The organism is Pseudomonas sp. ICMP 561 (assembly GCF_002699985.1).
In the GTDB taxonomy this organism is placed as follows: Bacteria; Pseudomonadota; Gammaproteobacteria; order Pseudomonadales; family Pseudomonadaceae; genus Aquipseudomonas; species Aquipseudomonas quasicaspiana.
Map to the genome: position 1 here is coordinate 175,133 of NZ_LKBT01000034.1, position 17,611 is coordinate 192,743.

Consider the following 17,611-nt stretch of genomic DNA (forward strand, 5'->3'; position numbering starts at 1 on the left):
GTGGATAACTTCAGTCTTTCTTGATTTTAACCGGGCGTTTCCAGCCATCAATATTACGCTGGCGTGCGCGGGCAACAGCCAGCTGCGACTTATCCACATTCAAATTGATGGTCGAACCAGCTGCAGTATTGGAACCGTCACCTATAGCCACAGGCGCGATCAATGAGTTGTTGGACCCGATGAACACATCCTCACCAATCAAGGTTTTGTGTTTATTGACCCCGTCGTAGTTAACCGTAATGGTCCCTGCACCAATGTTGGTACGTGCGCCAATCACCGTATCACCCAGGTAAGTCAGGTGACCGGCTTTGACGCCTTCGCCCAACTGAGCATTTTTCAGCTCTACGAAGTTACCCACATGCGCTTTGGCCCCCAGCACACTGCCCGGACGCAGACGCGCGAATGGACCAGCATCACTGCCCTCGCCCATGATCGCGCCATCAATATGGCTGTTGGCTTTAATCACCACACCTTTGCGCAAGGTGCTGTCTTTGATCACGCAGTTTGGGCCGATGATCACATCGTCTTCAATGACGACCCGACCTTCGAGGATGACGTTAACGTCGATCAGCACATCGCGCCCTACTGTCACGTCACCGCGTACATCGAAACGAGCTGGATCGCGCAACGTTACGCCCAGCGCCATCAGGCGGCGAGCTTCGCGCAGTTGATAGTGACGCTCCAGCTCGGCGAGTTGTTTGCGGTCGTTGGCGCCCTGAACTTCCATGGCGTCGTGGGGCTGCTCAGTGGCGACCACCAGACCATCGTTGACGGCCATGGCAATCACGTCAGTCAGGTAATACTCGCCTTGAGCGTTGTTGTTAGATAGCCGTCCCAGCCAATCCGCCAGGCGCTTGCCCGGGACCGCAAGAATGCCGGTGTTGCCTTCGGTTATAGCCTTCTGGGCTTCGGTCGCATCTTTGTGTTCAACAATGGCACGTACAAGATTCTGCTCGTCACGCACGATACGGCCGTAACCGGTTGGATCGTCGAGGTTTACGGTCAGCAGGCCCAGTTGTTCGGCAGTGACCTGTTTCAGCAAACGCTCAAGGGTTTCAACTTCAATGAGCGGTACATCGCCATAGAGGATCAGCACGGTCTCGGCGGTGAGTTCCGGCAATGCCTGAGCAACGGCGTGTCCGGTCCCCAGTTGCTTGTCCTGCATGACGAAATTCAAATCATCGGCGGCCAGGCGCTCACGGACGATATCCGCACCATGCCCAATCACTACATGGATACGCTGCGGCGATAATTGCCGGGCGCTGTGGATAACATGGCCGAGCATTGAATCACCGGCAACCGGATGCAAAACCTTGGGCAGTGCCGAGCGCATGCGAGTGCCTTGGCCTGCCGCGAGAATAACGATATCGAGAGACATGAGATTTCCAACTGAGGCGCGCCGCGTCACTTATCCACAAGCGTCGGCTGATCCTGAAAAAAGAAAAAGGGTAGCCGAGGCTACCCTTTTTCTCAATCGCGCAGAAGAAGACGGGGTTAGCCGCCGAACTTCTTGCGAATTTGCTGAACGGTACGCAGCTGGGCTGCGGCCTCGGCCAGACGAGCAGTTGCAGATCCGTAATCGAAATCTGCGCCTTTTTCGTTCAGGGCCTTCTCGGCTGCCTTTACGGCTGCCTGAGCAGAGGCTTCGTCCAGGTCATCAGCACGTTGCACAGTGTCGGCAAGCACCTTGACCATGTTCGGTTGAACCTCGAGGAAACCGCCCGAGATGTAAAACACCTCGGCTGCTCCGCCCTGCTTGATCAAGCGGATCGGACCTGGTTTCAGATCAGTGATCAGCGGCGCGTGGCCTGGAGCGATACCAATATCACCCAGGTTGCCGTGCGCAATCACCATCTCGACCAGACCGGAGAAAATTTCCCCTTCCGCGCTGACGATATCGCAATGGACTGTTATAGCCATTTGCTTGCCTCGACCTGATTAGCGCCCGTTGCCGGGCGCTGGGATTACAGTTTCTTGGCTTTCTCGATCGCTTCTTCGATGCCGCCGACCATGTAGAACGCCTGTTCTGGCAGGTGGTCGTAGTCACCGTTGAGGATGCCTTTGAAGCCAGCAATGGTGTCTTTCAGGGAAACGTATTTACCCGATGCACCAGTGAAGACTTCAGCCACGAAGAACGGTTGCGACAGGAAGCGCTGGATCTTACGAGCACGGTTAACCAACTGTTTGTCGGTCTCCGACAGCTCGTCCATACCCAGGATCGCAATGATGTCCTTCAGTTCTTTGTAGCGCTGCAACACGTACTGAACGCCGCGAGCGGTGTCGTAGTGTTCCTGGCCGATAACGTTCGGGTCCAGCTGGCGCGAAGTCGAATCCAGTGGATCTACCGCTGGGTAGATACCCAGGGAAGCGATGTCACGGGACAGTACGACGGTTGCGTCCAAGTGGGCAAACGTGGTCGCTGGCGACGGGTCAGTCAAGTCATCCGCTGGTACGTATACGGCCTGGATGGAAGTGATCGAACCGTTTTTGGTGGAAGTGATGCGCTCTTGCAGAGTGCCCATCTCTTCAGCCAGGGTCGGCTGGTAACCTACTGCGGAAGGCATACGGCCCAGCAGTGCGGATACTTCAGTACCGGCCAGTGTGTAACGGTAGATGTTGTCGACGAACAGCAGAACGTCGTTACCTTCGTCACGGAATTTCTCGGCCATGGTCAGGCCGGTCAGTGCTACGCGCAGACGGTTACCCGGCGGCTCGTTCATCTGACCGTAAACCAGTGCCACTTTGTCCAGAACGTTGGAATCCTTCATCTCGTGGTAGAAGTCGTTACCCTCACGAGTACGCTCACCCACACCGGCGAACACGGAATAACCGCTGTGCTCGATGGCGATGTTACGGATCAGTTCCATCATGTTTACGGTTTTGCCTACACCGGCACCACCGAACAGACCGACTTTACCACCCTTGGCGAACGGGCAAACCAGGTCGATAACCTTGATGCCTGTTTCCAGCAGATCGTTGCCACCAGCCTGTTCAGCGAAGGACGGCGCAGGACGGTGAATGCCCCAGCGTTCTTCGGTGTCGATCGGGCCAGCTTCGTCGATCGGGTTGCCCAGCACGTCCATGATCCGGCCCAGAGTCGCTTTACCGACCGGTACGGAGATGGCTTTGCCAGAGTCTGAAACTTCCAGACCACGCTTCAAGCCCTCGGTGGAGCCCATCGCAATGGTACGAACCACGCCGTCGCCCAGCTGCTGCTGAACTTCCAGAGTGGTCCCTGCCGCGCTTTTGACTTCCAGCGCGTTGTAGATACTCGGTACGCTATCGCGTGGGAATTCCACGTCGATCACGGCGCCGATGATTTGAACGATACGTCCGCTACTCATTAGCTGGTTCCTCTAATATTTGAACCGTTAAACCGCGGCAGCGCCGCCGACGATTTCCGAGATCTCTTGGGTGATCGCTGCCTGACGCGCCTTGTTGTAGATCAGCTGCAAATCACTGATCAAATCACCGGCGTTGTCTGTGGCGTTCTTCATCGCGATCATCCGCGCTGCTTGTTCAGCTGCGTTGTTCTCGACCACCGCCTGGTACACCTGCGACTCAACGTAGCGAACCATCAAGCCGTCAAGCAGCTCTTTGGCATCGGGTTCGTAGAGATAGTCCCAGTGGTGCTTGAGTTTCTGATCCGGGGTCGCCACCAGCGGAATCAATTGCTCCACCGTTGGCTGCTGGGTCATGGTGTTGATGAACTTGTTGGATACCACGGACAGGCGATCAATACGGCCATCCAGGTAGGCATCCAGCATCACCTTGACGCTGCCGATCAAATCATTGATCGACGGCTCTTCGCCCAAGTGGCTGATCGCAGCGACGACGTTACCGCCGAAGTTGCGGAAGAATGCCGCACCTTTGCTGCCAACCACGCACAAATCGATCTCTACGCCGTTTTCACGGTTTACCGCCATGTCCTTGACCAGAGCCTTGAACAGGTTGGTATTCAAGCCACCGCACAGACCACGGTCACTGCTCACTACGACATAACCAACACGCTTTACAGCGCGCTCGACCATGAACGGGTGGCGGTATTCCGGGTTAGCGTTGGCCAGATGACCAATCACCTGGCGGATGCGCTCCGCGTAAGGACGGCTAGCAGCCATGCGCATTTGAGCCTTGCGCATTTTGCTGACCGCCACTTTTTCCATGGCGCTGGTGATCTTTTGCGTGCTTTTGATGCTCGCAATCTTGCTGCGAATCTCTTTTGCGCCTGCCATGTAACACCTATCAGGTTAGCAAGCGGGAGCCTTTCGGCCCCCGCTGCGGCTTACCAGGTTTGGGTGGCCTTGAACTTCTCGATACCGGCTTTCATGCCAGCGTCGATTTCGTCATTGAAGTCACCCTTCACGTTGATCTTCGCCATCAAATCGGCGTGATCGCGGTTGAAGTAAGCAATCAGCGCTTGTTCAAAGCTGCCAATCTTGGCGATTTCGATGTCGGTCAGGAACCCACGCTCAGCGGCATACAGCGACAGCGCCATGTCAGCAATCGACATTGGTGCGTATTGCTTCTGCTTCATCAGCTCGGTAACGCGCTGACCATGCTCAAGTTGCTTACGGGTCGCTTCGTCCAGGTCAGAAGCAAACTGGGCAAATGCTGCCAGTTCACGGTACTGAGCCAGAGCGGTACGGATACCACCGGAGAGCTTCTTGATGATCTTGGTCTGAGCGGCACCACCCACACGGGATACCGAAACACCGGCGTTCACAGCTGGACGGATGCCAGAGTTGAACATGGCCGATTCCAGGAAGATCTGACCGTCGGTGATGGAAATCACGTTGGTCGGAACGAACGCGGAAACGTCGCCAGCCTGGGTTTCGATGATCGGCAATGCGGTCAGGGAACCGGTTTTGCCGGTCACTGCGCCTTTGGTGAACTTCTCTACGTACTCTTCGGAAACACGCGATGCGCGCTCCAGCAGACGGGAGTGGAGATAGAACACGTCGCCTGGGTAAGCTTCACGGCCTGGTGGACGGCGCAGCAGCAGGGAAATCTGGCGGTAAGCCACTGCTTGCTTGGACAGATCGTCATAAACGATCAGCGCGTCTTCACCGCGGTCGCGGAAGAATTCACCCATGGTGCAACCCGAGTACGGTGCAAGGAATTGCAGCGCAGCGGATTCAGAAGCACTTGCAGCCACGACGATGGTGTTAGCCAGTGCGCCGTTTTCTTCGAGCTTGCGAACAACGTTGGCGATGGTCGATTGTTTCTGACCGATTGCTACGTATACGCAGAAGATGCCGCTGTCTTTCTGGTTGATGATTGCGTCGATGGCCAGAGCGGTTTTACCGATCTGACGGTCACCGATGATCAGCTCACGCTGGCCACGGCCGACAGGAATCATGGCATCGACAGCCTTGTAGCCAGTCTGTACAGGCTGGTCTACCGACTTACGCCAGATCACGCCTGGAGCAACTTTCTCGACCGCATCGGTCTCGGTGTTGTTCAGCGGACCTTTGCCGTCAACTGGGTTACCCAGTGCGTCGACTACGCGACCCAGCAGTTCCTTACCAACCGGAACTTCGAGGATGCGGCCAGTGCACTTGGCGCTCATGCCTTCAGCCAGAGTCGTGTAAGCGCCCAGTACCACAGCACCTACAGAGTCTTGCTCAAGGTTCAGCGCCATACCGTAGACGCCGCCCGGAAACTCGATCATCTCGCCGTACATTACGTCGGCCAGACCGTGAATCCGCACGATGCCGTCAGATACGCTGACGACAGTGCCTTCGTTACGGGCTTGGGAGGTTACATCGAGCTTGTCGATGCGACCCTTGATGATTTCACTTATTTCGGAAGGATTGAGTTGCTGCATTGCTCTGCTGCCCCTTCAAACTCAAGATTTCAATGCTTCGGCTAGTTGCGCGAGTTTGCCGCGAACTGAGCCATCGATAACCAGGTCGCCGGCTCGGATTACGACACCACCGATAAGGGTGGCATCCTCCGCAGCATGCAGGCGCACTTCCCGGCCGAGCCGTGCACTGAGAACCTTGGCGAGTTTGTCTTGCTGTTCTTGGTTCAATGCAAAAGCACTGGTGACATCCACATCGACCGATTTTTCCTGCTCGGCCTTGTACAGGTCGAACAGTTCGGCGATCTCCGGCAGAAGCGGGAGACGGTCGTTTTCAGCAACGACGTGGATGAAATTCTGTGCCTTGGCATCGAACTTGTCGCCACACACTTCAATAAAAGTGGTGGCCTTGTCTGCGCTCGTCAGTCGCGGGGCCTTGAGTACGCGCTGCATGGTGTCATCTTGCGACACCGCTGCAGCCAGGCCGAGCATGGCTGACCAATTGGCCAGTTGCTGGTGGGCCTGGGCGTGCTCGAAGGCTGCCTTAGCGTAAGGTCGGGCCAACGTGGTCAGTTCTGCCATGATCGCCCTCGCTTAAATTTCAGCAGCCAGTTTGTTAACCAGCTCCGCGTGCGCGTTTTGATCGATTGTGGCACCCAGGATCTTCTCAGCACCGCCGACCGCCAGGCTACCCAATTGGGCGCGCAGCGCGTCTTTGACACCGTTCAGTTCCTGTTCGATCTCGGCCTGAGCCTGAGCCTTCACACGGTCAGCTTCGACACGGGCCTGTTCACGGGCTTCGTCGACAATCTGAGTACCGCGTTTCTTGGCTTGCTCAATGATCTCGGCTGCCTGAGTTTTAGCTTCACGCAGTTGATGACCCACTTTCTCTTGGGCCAACTCCAGGTCGCGAGCTGCTCGGCTGGCAGCGTCCAGTCCATCAGCGATCTTCTTCTGACGTTCGTGCAAAGCCGCAATGACCGGAGGCCAAACGTACTTCATGCAGAACAGCACAAAAATGAAGAACGCAACGGACTGACCAATCAGGGTTGCATTAATGTTCACGCCAACACCTCGCTCGTTCGTTGTCCATCACACCAATCACCTCGAAAAATCGAGAGATTAGCCAGCGAGTTGACCAACGAAGGGGTTCGCAAAGGTGAAGAACAGAGCGATACCAACACCGATCATGGTTACGGCGTCGAGCAGACCGGCAACGATGAACATTTTAACCTGCAGCATTGGAACCATTTCTGGCTGGCGAGCTGCGCCTTCCAGGAATTTGCCGCCCAACAGGCCGAAGCCGATTGCAGTACCCAGTGCGCCCAGGCCGATCAACAGTGCAACAGCGATAGCGGTTAGACCAACTACAGTTTCCATCTTTCCTCCCGACTTTTACGTCGTATTGGTTAGGTTTTCTTAGATTAAAGCGGTAAAACAAATCGTTTTACATCAGCCCTTGCGGTTCCCCGCTTGCGGCCTCCTCTCGCCGAAGCGAGAGGTACATCCAGACGCGCCAGGCGAGTCTTAATGGTTATCTTCGTGAGCCATCGACAGATACACGATGGTCAGCATCATGAAGATGAACGCCTGCAAGGTGATGATCAGGATGTGGAATACAGCCCACGCCCATTGCAGTACCACGCCCAGGCCGCTAAGCCAGAGCAGGCCGCTGCCGAACATGACGGCGATCAGGATAAACACCAGCTCGCCAGCGTACATGTTGCCGAACAGACGCAGTGCCAACGAAATTGGTTTGGCAATCAGAGTCACGAATTCAAGCAGGAAGTTCACCGGAATCAACAGCGCCTGAACAAAAATGTTCTTGCTGCCGAACGGGTGCAGGGTCAGTTCGCCGATAAAACCGCCGATACCCTTGACCTTGATGCTATAGAAAATGATCAGCGCGAAGACCGACAGAGCCATGCCAAGCGTGGCGTTAGGGTCAGTCGTCGAAACAGCGCGGAAAGGAATGTGCGAATCGCCTGAAATCAGGATCGCCAACTGAGGAATCCAGTCAACTGGAACCAGGTCGACGGCGTTCATCAGGAACACCCAGACGAAAATGGTCAGCGCCAACGGTGCAATCACCGGGCTACGACCGTGGAAGCTGTCCTTCACGCTACCGTCTACGAAGTCGACCAGCACTTCAACGAAGTTCTGCAGCGCGCCTGGTTGCCCGGAAGTTGCCTTCTTGGCCGCCATGCGGAAAATCAGAACGAAAATCAGGCCCAGGGCAACAGACCAGCCGAGAGTATCGACGTGGAAAGCCCAAAAGCCCATTTCCTTCGCTTCTGCAGCGGTGTGGGCAAAACCCCAGCCGCCATCCGGTAGCTGACCGAAGGTCAGGTTCTGCAAGTGGTGCTGGATATAGCCCGAAGCTGTTTGCTCTGCCATGTTTGCCTCAAACGCCCTAAGGTCTCGAAAGTCTTGTTCTCATCAGCAGGGGAGCGAACCAATTGACCACCTGGATCAACATGAACACGCCGAATACCGCAATCGGCGCCAATGGCTTCACACCTGCAAAGGTCAGTGCAAAAAGCACTGCCGTAAAAATCAGCTTGCCCGCCTCGCCGGCATAAAATGACCGGACTATGGCTTGCGCTGCTCTAGCCCCGGAAAACCGGAAAGCCTTGTGAGCAAAATACAAATTGGGCAGCCAGGCTATCAGGCCTCCGCACAGCCCTGAATATCCGGCTACGACTCCGTGCCACTGCCACAGCACCAGGGCTGCCAGCAGCAGGACAATAAATTGAGCCAGCAGTACCGGGAAAACCGCCAGTCGATGGAACGGCAAGCGGTTTGGCATGCGTGTCTCCATCACTCCTGCTCCTCGTGCGTCGGCCGCCAAAATCAATAACTTGGCATAATTTGTGCCGACAAAATGCGCGCAGAGTATAGGGGCGGTTCAGCCCCTATTCAACCTTCAGGTAGTGATTTCCGACTACACGCTACAGTGCAATTGTTTCAGCGGATGTGGGCGAGCACACCCTGAAGCTCATCCAGCGAGTTATAACGGATCACCAACTGCCCCTTGCCCTTCTGCCCGTGCCGGATTTGCACCGCAGAGCCCAGCCGCTCGGCCAGACGCTGTTCGAGGCGGCTGATATCCGGATCGGTCTTGACCGGCTCGGCAGCTGCCGGTTTTCCACTCAACCACTGGCGTACGAGCGCTTCTGTCTGGCGAACCGTCAGACCACGTGCGACAACATGTCGCGCCCCTTCGACCTGCTGATCTTCGGGCAAACCGAGCAACGCTCGAGCATGACCCATTTCCAGGTCGCCGTGGGAAAGCATCGTTTTGATCACATCCGGTAGCGCAATCAGGCGCAGCAGGTTAGCAACGCTGACCCGCGACTTGCCGACCGCGTCGGCCACTTGCTGCTGGGTGAGCTGAAACTCATGCTGCAGACGCTGCAAAGCCACTGCTTCTTCAATGGGATTAAGGTCTTCGCGCTGAATGTTCTCGATCAACGCCATGGCGATAGCGGTTTCATCCGGCACATCGCGCACCATCGCCGGGATGGTTTCCATCGCTGCTTGCTGGCTTGCACGCCAGCGACGTTCGCCAGCGATGATTTCGAAACGGTTATCGCCAATCGGACGCACCACAATCGGCTGCATCACGCCCTGGGCCTTGATCGATTGGGCGAGCTCTTCGAGCGCCTGAGGATCCATGTCGCGACGTGGCTGGTACTTGCCGCGCTGAATCAGATCCAGCGGGATGTGCTGCAGCTCACGCTGGTCGGCCTTGACGGCTTGTTCTTCGAGGGAGCTGACGGTTGGACTGCTCAGAAGTGCGTCCAGCCCACGTCCGAGACCTCTTTTCTTGACGGCCATGGGGTTTCCTTAAGTTGGCTGAGCTGTGCGCGAACCGCGCCGTTGACGACGAACCATTTCCCCTGCAAGGGCAAGGTAGGCCAATGCACCGCGAGAACTCTTGTCGTAAGCCAGAACAGGCATACCGAAACTCGGTGCCTCGGCGAGACGAATGTTGCGCGGGATTACGGTGTCGTACAGCTGTTCGCCGAAATGCTCTTTGAGCTGCGCAGAAACGTCGTTGATCAAGCTCAGACGCGGGTCGTACATGGTGCGCAGCAATCCCTCGATTTTCAGGGCAGGATTGAGCAGCTCACCAATGCGCTTGATGTTATCCACAAGGTCGCTGAGACCTTCCAAAGCAAAGTATTCACACTGCATGGGGATGATGACCCCATCTGAAGCGACCAGCGCGTTCAACGTCAACATCGACAGAGACGGCGGGCAGTCGATCAGGATGTAATCGTAGTTCTCGCGGATCGGCGCCAGCGCATTGCGCAGGCGGCTCTCCTTCATCTTCATTTCGAGCAGATTAACTTCGGCAGCCGTCAGGTCCCGGTTTGCGGGCAGTAGCTGGTAGCCGCCATGTTCAGAGAACTGCATGGCCTGAGCCAGATCGCATTCGCCAATCAGAACGTCATAAACCGAGTTTTCCAGGGCATGTTTATCCACACCACTGCCCATCGTGGCGTTGCCCTGAGGGTCGAGATCGATCAGCAATACGCGGCGCTTGGTAGCGACCAGCGATGCTGCGAGATTGATACAGGTGGTGGTTTTACCCACACCACCTTTTTGGTTCGCAATCGCGAATACCTTAGCCATGCTTGCTTGTGTTCCCAGTCATGCCGTGCGGCGCAGTATCAGCAGATGGCGTTGGCCTTGGCAACCCGGTACGGTCAAGGCTTGTGCGCTATCCACGCGGAAATCTGCGGGCAATGCTACCAGTTCATCGGTCGGATGCAGGCCTTTCATCGCCAGCCATCGCGTATTGGTGTCGCCCATGTGGCGGGTCCACCCGGTAAAGTCTTCCAGACTGCTGAACGCACGGGAAACGATCCCGGTAAACGGTTGTTCAGGTTGAAAAGATTCGGCGCGGCTGTGGATAACCTGAAGATTATCCAGCTTGAGCTCCAGTTTGACCTGGGTCAGAAACCGGGTTTTCTTGCCGTTGCTGTCCAGCACGGTGATCTTCATCTCCGGAAACAGGATCGCCAATGGAATACCCGGCATGCCGCCACCACTGCCAACGTCCAACCAGCGTTCGCCATCGATGAATGGCACCACGCTCAGGCTATCGAGCAGATGACGGGACACCATTTCGTCCGGGTCGCGCACCGCAGTCAGGTTGTAAGCCTTATTCCATTTGATCAACAGGGCCAGGTAGGCCAGCAGCTGTGAGTGCTGGCTTTCACTGAGTTCTACACCCAGTTCCTGAGCGCCTCGGGATAACTCTTCGGCGTGTTGCGGGGTGACCATAGAACTCAAGCGCTTTGCTCCAACTGACGGCCAGCGCCGCGTTTTTTCAGGTGAATCATCAATAGCGAAATCGCTGCCGGCGTAACGCCCGGGATTCGCGAAGCCTGCCCCAGCGTTTCCGGACGAGTTATCCCCAGCTTGCTCTGGATCTCTTTCGACAGACCGGAAATGGTCATGTAATCGATGTCTTGCGGCAGTTTGGTGTCTTCGCTGGCCCGCAAACGGGCGATTTCGTCGACCTGACGGTCGATGTAACCCGCGTACTTAGCCTTGATTTCAACCTGTTCAGCGACTTGCGGATCAGGGCTGCCATGGCCAGTGAGGGAAACCAGACTGGCGTAGTCGATTTCCGGTCGGGTCAACAGGTTGAGCAGGTTGTATTCGTGAGTCAACGGCGTGCCGAAATGACTGGCGATGGCATCGCCCTGCTCAGTACCCGGACGTACCCAGGTGCTTTTCAGGCGCTGCTCTTCCAGTTCGATGTTTTCGCGTTTGGCGCAGAACGCAGCCCAGCGTTGATCATCGACAAGACCCAGCTCGCGGCCTTTTTCGGTCAGGCGCAAGTCCGCGTTGTCTTCACGCAGAATCAAGCGGTATTCGGCACGAGACGTGAACATCCGGTACGGCTCTTGGGTACCCAGCGTGATCAAGTCATCCACAAGCACGCCTATGTACGCTTCATCGCGACGCGGGCACCAGCTTTCCTTGCCCTGGGCACGGAGAGCGGCATTGGTCCCGGCCAGCAAACCTTGAGCACCGGCTTCTTCGTAACCGGTCGTACCGTTGATTTGTCCTGCGAAGAACAGACCCGCGATGACTTTGGTTTCGAGGCTGTACTTCAGATCGCGTGGATCGAAGTAATCATATTCGATGGCATAGCCAGGGCGCACGATGTGGGCATTTTCCATGCCTCGAATCGAACGAACGATCTGTAATTGCACGTCAAACGGCAACGAAGTCGAAATGCCATTCGGATACAGCTCATGCGTGGTCAGGCCTTCAGGTTCGATGAAAACCTGATGGCTTTCCTTGTCGGCAAATCGATGAATCTTGTCTTCGATCGATGGGCAATAGCGTGGACCCACACCTTCGATAACGCCGGAATACATGGGCGAACGATCAAGGTTCGCCGCAATGATTTCGTGAGTCCGGGCGTTGGTGTGAGTGATCCAGCAACTGACCTGCGATGGGTGTTGTTCCTTGGAGCCCATGAACGACATGACCGGAATCGGTGTATCACCCGGCTGTTCTGTCATGACCGAGAAATCGACCGAACGACCATCGATACGCGGAGGAGTACCGGTTTTCAGGCGACCCACTCGTAGCGGTAACTCACGTAAACGATGTGCCAGTGCGATTGACGGCGGATCGCCTGCGCGACCGCCTGAATAATTCTGCATTCCGATGTGGATAAGTCCACCTAGGAAGGTGCCGGTCGTCAGCACAACCGAATCGGCCATGAAACGCAGACCCATTTGGGTCACAACACCGCGTACCTCGTCCTGCTCAACGATCAAGTCATCACAGGCTTGTTGAAATACCCACAGGTTTGGCTGATTTTCGATGGTTTCGCGAATTGCCGCTTTGTACAGAACACGATCTGCCTGTGCACGAGTGGCCCGGACTGCAGGGCCTTTACGGCTATTCAGCACGCGGAACTGGATACCACCTTTGTCCGTGGCCATAGCCATAGCGCCGCCCAAGGCGTCGATTTCCTTGACCAGATGACTTTTACCAATCCCGCCAATAGCAGGGTTGCAGCTCATCTGACCCAGCGTTTCCACGTTGTGGGTCAGCAAAAGGGTTTTTACACCCATACGTGCCGACGCCAGTGCGGCCTCGGTACCGGCATGACCGCCACCGATGACGATCACTTCAAAACGGGAAGGGAAATCCACCACGCACCTCGTGCCTGTTCTAGATGGGAAATTGGGATAGCTGACAAGTATAGGGACTTACCCCCCCTGAAAGGAACCCGTTGCACAAAAATTAACCAGCTGTGGAAAAGTCTCAGATATAGAAATTAAAAAGAAAGAAGATTTATAAAACCTTATTTTAAATGCTATTTATACAGAGGCAATTTTCTGTGGATAGATTGTTACAGACCACGTATTTCAATATGTACAGAGAATCAAAAGTCTGTGTTCATGTGCTCGTGAGGGTTCTGGATAACCGACTTTAGCCTGTGGATTAAAACCCTAGTTGTCCACAGAGGGGGTTATGCTCAGATTTCAACCCCTGTTATCAACCGCCCTTAATGGTCGTTATCCACAGAGCTTAATGTGTGAAATTCGCTCCCATCCATGGCGGGCAATGACATTTATTAATGGCTGGCGAGTGATGTAATCGAGAAAAGGCAGTCTCAAATGAAAAATCCAGGTCCCAGGCCGTGACTGAAATGGTTAAAACACAGCTATTGTGAGTTCCCCAGACAAAAGCTAATAATAGCTATTATCATTCACATACCTTGTCGCCATGCCCTCCTACTCCCATACGGTCGCCGTGCAGTGCATATATGAGCAGCATCACTCGTGGTTGAACGCCTGGCTTAAGGCCAGACTGAACAACGCGTGCGATGCCGCCGATGTAGCCCAGGACACTTTCGTTCGTATTCTTGGTTCTACCAATACCGCGCCCATACGTGAGCCACGTGATTACCTGGCTACGGTGGCTCGCGGACTGGTGATTGACCGTTACAGGCGCAGGACGATTGAACAGGCTTACCTGCAGACACTGGCGGACAGGCCGGAAACTACGGTGATCAGCGAAGAAGACAAGGCGTTGATCATTGAGACGTTAATGGCTGTGGATAAAGCGTTGAGCGATCTTGGGCCCCGCACCAAGCACATTTTTGTTCTTTCGCAGATTGATGGGCTGACTTATCAACAGATCGCGACTCAGTTAAAGGTGTCCCTGACGACGGTGAAAAAGCACATGATCCGCGCCCTTACTGAATGCACGATGCTCGTGGCGCAGATGTCGTGAGTCCCGTCCCAGACCGCACGGTATTCGAGGCTGCCGCCAGTTGGTATGTGCACTTTCAGAGTGAACCTTTGACTCAGGAAGACCAGACAGCCTGGCGTCGCTGGCTGGAAAGCGACCCTGCCCACCGGATTGCCTGGGAACGCATGGAGCAACTGCAACGAGGCCTTGGCGGCTTGTCTCCTGACCTGACCCGCCGCGTTTTATCTGCCCCTCAGCAACGTCGGCAGGTGCTCAAGTTAATGCTGGCTTTGGCAGGTACCGGCTATGCTGGCTGGAATATTCAACAGCACACTGCGCTGAAAAATATGGGAGCTGACTACCGCACGCCGGTGGGTCAGCGTCGACATGTAGAGCTGGCGGAAGGCACTCAAATCGAGCTGAACACCGATACTGCGATAGACGTTGCATTTGATAGCCAGCAGCGGCTGATCCACCTGCGTGACGGTGAAATTATGATTAGTACCGGCAAGCTAGGGGATACCCGGCCGTTCTATGTCGAAACTCGAGACGGAAGAGTGCAGGCTCTTGGTACCAGATTCGTTGTCAGGCAAATGGAATATGGCACTCGAGTCGGGGTGCTGGAGGATCGCGTCAGCATTCAGCCTGCCCGTTCATTAACCTCGCCGAGCCTGTTAACAGTGGGTCAAGGGGTGGATTTCTACACTGAAGGGGTTGGCCCAACCCGTATTTATCCACAGGCCGAGACGGCGTGGCTCGATGGCCAGCTAGTTGTTCTGGATGCGCGGCTGGGGGATGTCATCAAGGAGTTGGCCCGATATCGCCCCGGCGTAATGCAGTGCGATGAACAGGCAGCCAGCTTGCGGGTGTCTGGTGCATTTCGTGTGGACGCTACAGAAGCAGTCCTGGCCAATCTACAAGCGACGCTTCCTATTCGGGTGAGTTACTTCACCCGTTATTGGGTGTCTGTGAAGCGTATCGTCTGACGCTGAAAAAATTTTCTCAGCGAGGGTTATCTTTTTTAGTTCAGGCACGGCCCTACAGGTAAATGCGAATTCATCACCTCGGGGTCTTTAATAACAATGCGCTTCCCACCTCTTCCGCTCCATGCCCGGCAGCACCTTTCTCGACAATGTATCGGCTATAGCTTGCTGCTGGCGGCCGGTGGCATTGGGTGCGCACTGACAACCACCAGCGTCATGGCTGCCTCTGCTGTTCAAAACTACAACATCGCCGCGGGGCCGCTGGATAGCGCATTGAATCAGTTCGCGTCGGCTTCCCATGTGATCCTTTCATTCTCTCCGCAACAGACAATCGGCCGCACAAGCCCGGGCTTGCGCGGTAACTATTCAATAGAACAAGGTTTCTCGGCCCTGCTGCAGGGGGCGAAGCTGCAGCTAGTCGCGCAATCTCCTGGCAGCTATGTCCTGCAATCCGTGCCTGATGATGGGTCGATTGTTTTATCGCCGACGAACATAGACAGCACCCAATCCGGGGGTTTCGAGTTACCGGATCGTGGCTACAAGGCTGAAAACAGTCGGGTGGGAACTAAAACCAGCACGCCACTTGCCGAAACACCACGCTCGGTTTCGATAGTCACTGCGCAACGCATGAAGGATCAGAAAACCCAGACTCTTACAGAGGCATTAGGTTATGTGCCGGGTATTTTTGCGCCGCCTTTCGCTGCGGGTGACAACCTGGCGGGCGACCTGTTCTTCATCCGGGGTTTCAATGCCACCGACTACGGTTATGGCTTGATGCGTGACGGTTTGCGTGTGCAGGGCAATCGTTATGACACCACCACTGAGCCTTACGGACTTGAACGAGTCGAGATATTCCGCGGGCCATCGTCGATTCTCTACGGCGAAAATGCGCCAGGCGGTCTGGTCAATCTGGTCAGTAAACGGCCGACCGACAATTCCCAGGGCGAGGTCCAGCTCAGCTACGGCTCCAACAACCGTCGGCAATTGGGTGTGGATATCTCCGGCCCTTTGAATGAAAGCGGTAATGTTCTGGGGCGAGTGGTCATGCTCGGGCGTAATGCTGACACACAGACAGATCACGTCCCCGATGATCGACTCTACATCGCACCTTCGTTGACGTTGAATTTCGATGATTACAACAGCCTGACTCTGCTGAGTAGCTATCAGAAAGACCACACCAATATGGAGTTGGGATTGCCAGCTGCGGGCACTTTGTTGCGCAACCCGAATGGCAAGCTGGACAAGGACACAATGCTCGGCGTTCCGGACTGGAACACTTTCGAACGTGAAATGTGGAGTGCGGGCTATGAGTTCAGCCACAGCTTCAACGATGACTGGCAATTCCGGCAGAACTCGCGATACATGCAGTCGCGCATCACCCGGCATGAGACCTGGCCGGGGAGTCTCGACAACGCCGGGTTCGGTACCCAGCTGAACGTCATGGCCTATGATCGCTATAACAAATCAATGGTTTACTCACTGGATAACCAGCTGGAAGGTAAATTCAACAGCGGTGGTCTGGAGAACACCGTCCTGTTTGGTGTCAGTGTTGACCGCACATCATTCAGTCAGGACTGGGATGCCGGCTTCGCGGGCCGCATCAATATTTATGATCCTGTTTACACGGGGGATCCAGTGACATCCAGTCCTGTACAGAACACGCTTCTTGAACAACAGATGCAGGGGGTGTACGGGCAGATCCAGAGCAAATACGATCAATGGATCTTTTTGTTGGGTGGCCGTCAGGATTGGGTCGACAGCGACTTCCGCAACAAGCTGGCCCCGGCTGGCGACCTTAGCGCCAGCGACAAAAAGTTTACTTACCAGGGCGGGGTCATGTACCAGTTCGACAACGGCCTGACGCCGTATGTCAGCTACTCGACTGCTTTTGTCCCTGTACAACAGATATCCAACGGTGGTGCTCCGCTGGACCCTATTACCAGTAGTCAGTATGAAGTGGGTTTGAAATACGAGCCTCGCGGTTGGAACACCGCCCTTACGGCTTCCGTCTACGATCTGCGCAAGAAGGACGACACCTACTTCGATACGGCCAGTGCCAGTTACCGACAGGTTGGGGAAAGTCGCTCCAAAGGCGTTGAGCTTGAGATCAACAGTGATATCAGCCAAAACCTGAATATCACCGCATCCTATTCTTACACCGACGCGAAAGTAACCAAAGATGCGCCAAGTTCACTTATTGAAGGGCACCAGATCACAGGCGTTCCGCGCAATCAGGCATCAGCCTGGGCTAAATACCGTTTCCTGAACGGCTATCTGGACGGGCTGCATGTGGGTACAGGCATCCGTTATTTCGACAGCACCTTCTCCTACACCCCGACGGCGCTGTACGGAAAACTCGATGCCGGCGACGTGACATTGGTAGACGCCAATATTGGCTACCAGATAGACAAAAATTGGTCAGTGGACGTAAACGCCAAGAACCTCTTCGATAAGGAATACGTGTCGGGATGCAACGACGCGGGACGCTGTTACTGGGGAGACAGTCGGACGCTGTTGGGAACCGTCAGCTACAACTGGTAGGGTTGTGGATAAGTTGGCCACTGTCGAGTTATCCCCAGTGGCCAAC

Annotated in this window: 17 protein-coding genes; 3 read left to right on the forward strand and 14 right to left on the reverse strand. The window is 55.3% G+C overall.

Annotation, left to right across the window (positions count from 1 at the left end; translation table 11 throughout):
* Window positions 1–10 precede the first annotated feature (10 nt).
* The 14 genes from glmU to mnmG form a co-directional block, all read right to left on the reverse strand.
* Window positions 11–1,378, reverse strand: coding sequence for a bifunctional UDP-N-acetylglucosamine diphosphorylase/glucosamine-1-phosphate N-acetyltransferase GlmU (glmU, locus tag AO242_RS20680; RefSeq protein WP_099270192.1), 1,368 nt, complete (start codon window positions 1,376–1,378; stop codon window positions 11–13).
* 116 nt (window positions 1,379–1,494) lie between these two features.
* Complete coding sequence (locus tag AO242_RS20685; protein WP_027901597.1) at window positions 1,495–1,920, reverse strand: F0F1 ATP synthase subunit epsilon; 426 nt, start codon at window positions 1,918–1,920, stop codon at window positions 1,495–1,497.
* A 44-nt stretch (window positions 1,921–1,964) separates the two neighbouring features.
* A complete protein-coding gene (gene atpD, locus AO242_RS20690) occupies window positions 1,965–3,344 on the reverse strand; it encodes a F0F1 ATP synthase subunit beta (protein WP_027901596.1) in 1,380 nt (459 codons plus the stop codon).
* 27 nt (window positions 3,345–3,371) lie between these two features.
* Window positions 3,372–4,232, reverse strand: coding sequence for a F0F1 ATP synthase subunit gamma (gene atpG, locus AO242_RS20695; protein ID WP_087269415.1), 861 nt, complete (start codon window positions 4,230–4,232; stop codon window positions 3,372–3,374).
* Window positions 4,233–4,282: 50 nt separating this feature from the next.
* Window positions 4,283–5,827 (reverse strand): F0F1 ATP synthase subunit alpha, encoded by a 1,545-nt coding sequence (gene atpA / locus AO242_RS20700; RefSeq protein WP_027901594.1) that lies wholly within the window; start codon window positions 5,825–5,827, stop codon window positions 4,283–4,285.
* A gap of 21 nt (window positions 5,828–5,848) precedes the next feature.
* Window positions 5,849–6,385 (reverse strand): F0F1 ATP synthase subunit delta, encoded by a 537-nt coding sequence (locus AO242_RS20705; protein ID WP_027901593.1) that lies wholly within the window; start codon window positions 6,383–6,385, stop codon window positions 5,849–5,851.
* Between the two features lie 12 nt (window positions 6,386–6,397).
* Window positions 6,398–6,868, reverse strand: coding sequence for a F0F1 ATP synthase subunit B (locus AO242_RS20710; protein ID WP_027901592.1), 471 nt, complete (start codon window positions 6,866–6,868; stop codon window positions 6,398–6,400).
* 57 nt (window positions 6,869–6,925) lie between these two features.
* Window positions 6,926–7,183 (reverse strand): F0F1 ATP synthase subunit C, encoded by a 258-nt coding sequence (gene atpE, locus AO242_RS20715; RefSeq protein ID WP_002555987.1) that lies wholly within the window; start codon window positions 7,181–7,183, stop codon window positions 6,926–6,928.
* 147 nt (window positions 7,184–7,330) lie between these two features.
* Window positions 7,331–8,200, reverse strand: coding sequence for a F0F1 ATP synthase subunit A (gene atpB, locus AO242_RS20720; RefSeq protein ID WP_027901591.1), 870 nt, complete (start codon window positions 8,198–8,200; stop codon window positions 7,331–7,333).
* A 16-nt stretch (window positions 8,201–8,216) separates the two neighbouring features.
* Window positions 8,217–8,624 (reverse strand): F0F1 ATP synthase subunit I, encoded by a 408-nt coding sequence (locus tag AO242_RS20725; protein ID WP_027901590.1) that lies wholly within the window; start codon window positions 8,622–8,624, stop codon window positions 8,217–8,219.
* A gap of 146 nt (window positions 8,625–8,770) precedes the next feature.
* On the reverse strand, window positions 8,771–9,643 hold the full coding sequence (locus tag AO242_RS20730; RefSeq protein ID WP_027901589.1) for a ParB/RepB/Spo0J family partition protein: 873 nt from the start codon (window positions 9,641–9,643) through the stop codon (window positions 8,771–8,773).
* Between the two features lie 9 nt (window positions 9,644–9,652).
* Entirely contained in the window at window positions 9,653–10,444 is a 792-nt protein-coding gene (locus tag AO242_RS20735) for a ParA family protein (protein WP_027901588.1), read from the reverse strand.
* Between the two features lie 18 nt (window positions 10,445–10,462).
* Window positions 10,463–11,098: a 16S rRNA (guanine(527)-N(7))-methyltransferase RsmG gene (gene rsmG, locus AO242_RS20740; protein WP_099270193.1), complete on the reverse strand. Its 636-nt coding sequence runs from the start codon at window positions 11,096–11,098 to the stop codon at window positions 10,463–10,465.
* 5 nt (window positions 11,099–11,103) lie between these two features.
* Window positions 11,104–12,996: a tRNA uridine-5-carboxymethylaminomethyl(34) synthesis enzyme MnmG gene (gene mnmG / locus AO242_RS20745; RefSeq protein WP_099270341.1), complete on the reverse strand. Its 1,893-nt coding sequence runs from the start codon at window positions 12,994–12,996 to the stop codon at window positions 11,104–11,106.
* 577 nt (window positions 12,997–13,573) lie between these two features.
* Between mnmG and AO242_RS20750 the strand changes: the two genes are divergently transcribed.
* From AO242_RS20750 to AO242_RS20760, 3 genes are all read left to right on the forward strand, one after another.
* On the forward strand, window positions 13,574–14,083 hold the full coding sequence (locus AO242_RS20750) for a sigma-70 family RNA polymerase sigma factor (RefSeq protein WP_099270194.1): 510 nt from the start codon (window positions 13,574–13,576) through the stop codon (window positions 14,081–14,083).
* A complete protein-coding gene (locus AO242_RS20755) occupies window positions 14,053–15,027 on the forward strand; it encodes a FecR domain-containing protein (RefSeq protein ID WP_099270195.1) in 975 nt (324 codons plus the stop codon). Before AO242_RS20750 ends, AO242_RS20755 begins: the two co-directional genes overlap by 31 nt.
* A 96-nt stretch (window positions 15,028–15,123) precedes the next feature.
* A complete protein-coding gene (locus AO242_RS20760) occupies window positions 15,124–17,565 on the forward strand; it encodes a TonB-dependent siderophore receptor (RefSeq protein WP_099270196.1) in 2,442 nt (813 codons plus the stop codon).
* The last annotated feature ends 46 nt before the right edge of the window (window positions 17,566–17,611 follow it).

Coding starts and splice junctions, on each gene's coding strand:
- glmU (WP_099270192.1), bottom strand. CDS start 1,378: ATGTCTCTCGATATCGTTATTCTCGCGGCAGGCCAAGGCACTCGCATG.
- AO242_RS20685 (WP_027901597.1), bottom strand. CDS start 1,920: ATGGCTATAACAGTCCATTGCGATATCGTCAGCGCGGAAGGGGAAATT.
- atpD (WP_027901596.1), bottom strand. CDS start 3,344: ATGAGTAGCGGACGTATCGTTCAAATCATCGGCGCCGTGATCGACGTG.
- atpG (WP_087269415.1), bottom strand. CDS start 4,232: ATGGCAGGCGCAAAAGAGATTCGCAGCAAGATTGCGAGCATCAAAAGC.
- atpA (WP_027901594.1), bottom strand. CDS start 5,827: ATGCAGCAACTCAATCCTTCCGAAATAAGTGAAATCATCAAGGGTCGC.
- AO242_RS20705 (WP_027901593.1), bottom strand. CDS start 6,385: ATGGCAGAACTGACCACGTTGGCCCGACCTTACGCTAAGGCAGCCTTC.
- atpE (WP_002555987.1), bottom strand. CDS start 7,183: ATGGAAACTGTAGTTGGTCTAACCGCTATCGCTGTTGCACTGTTGATC.
- atpB (WP_027901591.1), bottom strand. CDS start 8,200: ATGGCAGAGCAAACAGCTTCGGGCTATATCCAGCACCACTTGCAGAAC.
- AO242_RS20725 (WP_027901590.1), bottom strand. CDS start 8,624: ATGGAGACACGCATGCCAAACCGCTTGCCGTTCCATCGACTGGCGGTT.
- AO242_RS20730 (WP_027901589.1), bottom strand. CDS start 9,643: ATGGCCGTCAAGAAAAGAGGTCTCGGACGTGGGCTGGACGCACTTCTG.
- AO242_RS20735 (WP_027901588.1), bottom strand. CDS start 10,444: ATGGCTAAGGTATTCGCGATTGCGAACCAAAAAGGTGGTGTGGGTAAA.
- rsmG (WP_099270193.1), bottom strand. CDS start 11,098: ATGGTCACCCCGCAACACGCCGAAGAGTTATCCCGAGGCGCTCAGGAA.
- AO242_RS20750 (WP_099270194.1), top strand. CDS start 13,574: ATGCCCTCCTACTCCCATACGGTCGCCGTGCAGTGCATATATGAGCAG.
- AO242_RS20755 (WP_099270195.1), top strand. CDS start 14,053: ATGCACGATGCTCGTGGCGCAGATGTCGTGAGTCCCGTCCCAGACCGC.
- AO242_RS20760 (WP_099270196.1), top strand. CDS start 15,124: ATGCGCTTCCCACCTCTTCCGCTCCATGCCCGGCAGCACCTTTCTCGA.